General features: G+C 38.5%; 2 protein-coding genes. One reads left to right on the top strand and one right to left on the bottom strand.

What is annotated here, in order from left to right; genetic code table 11:
• Positions 1-535 (top strand): aminoacetone oxidase family FAD-binding enzyme (locus AACY61_RS12335; RefSeq protein ID WP_339611879.1); only part of this gene is annotated, 535 nt, incomplete at its 5' end.
• A gap of 49 nt (positions 536-584) precedes the next feature.
• Here AACY61_RS12335 and AACY61_RS12340 read toward each other — a convergent pair.
• Positions 585-1,994, bottom strand: a complete 1,410-nt coding sequence (locus AACY61_RS12340; protein WP_339611880.1) for a T9SS type A sorting domain-containing protein — start codon at positions 1,992-1,994, stop codon at positions 585-587.
• Positions 1,995-2,496 lie beyond the last annotated feature (502 nt).

Genomic DNA, 2,496 nt, shown 5'->3' on the forward strand with positions numbered 1-2,496 from the left:
TCATTGGGGATTGAGTGGTCCGGCGATTTTAAAGTTATCAGCCTGGGGAGCACGTGAGTTGAATGCACTGGATTATAAGTTTGACTTGGAAGTAAATTGGTTGGAACACCTCCGTTTTGATGAGGTAGTGGAGCAGTTAAAACAAATTAAAAGCGACTATGCCAAACAAGGGGTGTTGAAGTTTCCGCATTTTGAATTGCCTAAACGCTTGTGGAAAAGCCTTGTGACCGCCACCGGAATCGACACTGAAACCAAGTGGGCTGAAATCAATAAAAACCAATTACAAAACCTGGCTAACCAACTCACTCAATGCCGGTTTGAAGTCACCGGAAAAAGTACTTTTAAAGAAGAGTTTGTTACAGCAGGCGGCGTTGACTTGAAAGAAATCAACTTCAAGACATTTGAAAGTAAGTTGCATAAAAACCTCTACCTCGCTGGCGAAGTCCTCAACATCGACGCCATCACAGGCGGCTTCAACTTTCAGAATTGCTGGACAGGAGGCTATTTGGTGGCAAAAGCTTTGTGTGAACAATAAAAAAACAGGAGATGGACTCCTGTTTTTTTATTGTTGACCTATAAAGGCATTACTTTTTGATAATTTTTTCAGTACTAAATTTACCTTCAGATTTGATAACTGCAAAATACACTCCTGATTTAAGATCTGAAATAGTTATTTGAGCTTTTGGTTTATTGATTGTTTCGTTTAACACCAACTTTCCTGTTATATCATAAAGAGAGAGCGTTTCAATCATTGATTTGGATTGTATATTAAAATGGTCGGATGCCGGGTTGGGGAACACCAGGTATTGATTTTCTGCTGTTTCGTTTATGGATAAATTGGTATTAACACCAAATATAGTTTCATAGGTATTGCCCTCAAAGTCAACACTCACATTATAGACCCCATCAGGCCAGGCGTTGGTTACATCCCAAAACCAGTGTGCCCAGGAAGTTGCATAAAATTGGCCGAAATTTGAATTCCAAGTAAAGTCGATCAATACATCGTTGTTGGGATCTGTAATTGTAATATCAACAGGAACATTATTTCTTAAATCCCTGAAGAACAGTCTTAATACAAATTGATCACCCGGCTCAAAATTGAGTTCCTCATAGGTGTCTTCAACCACGCCACAAGTATCATCGAAAGTAGTAGTGTAGTGAGTTGAAATACGGTTTATTTTAGATACGTAATAAGCATCCTGACTTTCCCACCATGAGTTTGGATTCATTTCATTACAGGCACCTTGATAAGGATCAATAAGATTGTTATTGGCATCATAAACTTCAAAGTGAAGGTGAGGAATGTTGCTGCTTCCGGAACTTCCTGCTAGCCCGAGGTATTCACCTTGAGAAACACTTTCCCCAAGGCCTTTGGTGGTAACACTTCCATCTTTAAAATGTAAATAGTAGGTTTGAGAACCATCTGCGTGTTCCAGTACAATACCGTTCCAGTTTGGATTTCCGTTTATAGAACAATTCATGTCGGGAAATCCGTCTCTTTTTTCTATGATAACCCCATCAGCAGGCGCTATGATTTCCATCATTTCCTCTTGCATGCGTTTCCAGGGGTAAGGCCATAAAATATAATCGGTTCCCGCGTGGTTGCCCGATGCCCAATCATAGGTCCTGCTTTCACAAAAGTAGTCGGTTAAATTGTTGTTGGGGGTACTGTTGTGGTCCACCAAAAAATTGATGGTGTGGTACCCATAATCATCAAAACTCGCCTTGGGCTTGATAGGGTCTGAAAATAAGACACCACCCCCTAAGTTTGAAAATGCCTGCGGATTGTTGGCAAGCAGTTCACTTTTGTTTTGTTGAATTTTACGTTTCAATTCCAAGCGATCATCGTCTGAAAGGCATTCACCTTTTTCAAGAAAAACAGGCTGAAAATGAGCTTCTGAAGGATAGGCCCCTGTTGGAGCCACAATGTTGGTGTTCTGACCTAAAACAGCCAAAGGCAAGAATACAATTAAGTTGAAAAATTGTTTTGTCATAATACATTTATTTTGAGTTATTAAATTGATTTACAAGGTTTAAAACAAGCCTTAGTAATGCAAAGCATTTGCATACAATGCAAATGGGGCTATTCAAAATAAATGTAACGAGGGTGCGTAGTTAAAAAACTCAAACTTTAACTAAAAGAGGGGATGAAATAAATGTATTTACAATTGGTTTAGTAAATGTACTATTTTTTTTTAAATAAAAAAACTGAACTTTAGAGGATTTGAATTTTGAGTTTTTTTATAAAAGCAACGCAATCTTGTGACTGTATTTAAATAAACAGGGTATTCAGTTTTTGGCAAGCTCATTTGAACGTCTAAACTGATTTGTTAAAATTTATTGGTTATTTAGTTATCTTTGCTCCACCATGACAGAACATGATTTCCTTTCAAGACCCTATACCCACACCCTTGAAAAAGGCCAAGTAACCTGGCAATCGCCCAGCAACATTGCTCTGGTTAAATACTGGGGAAAATATGGTGAACAGTTGCCCAA

The organism is uncultured Planktosalinus sp. (assembly GCF_963973675.1).
In the GTDB taxonomy this organism is placed as follows: Bacteria; Bacteroidota; Bacteroidia; order Flavobacteriales; family Flavobacteriaceae; genus Planktosalinus.

Excerpts from the sequence above, each read along its gene's own strand:
- AACY61_RS12340 (WP_339611880.1), bottom strand. The coding sequence starts at position 1,994 with ATGACAAAACAATTTTTCAACTTAATTGTATTCTTGCCTTTGGCTGTT.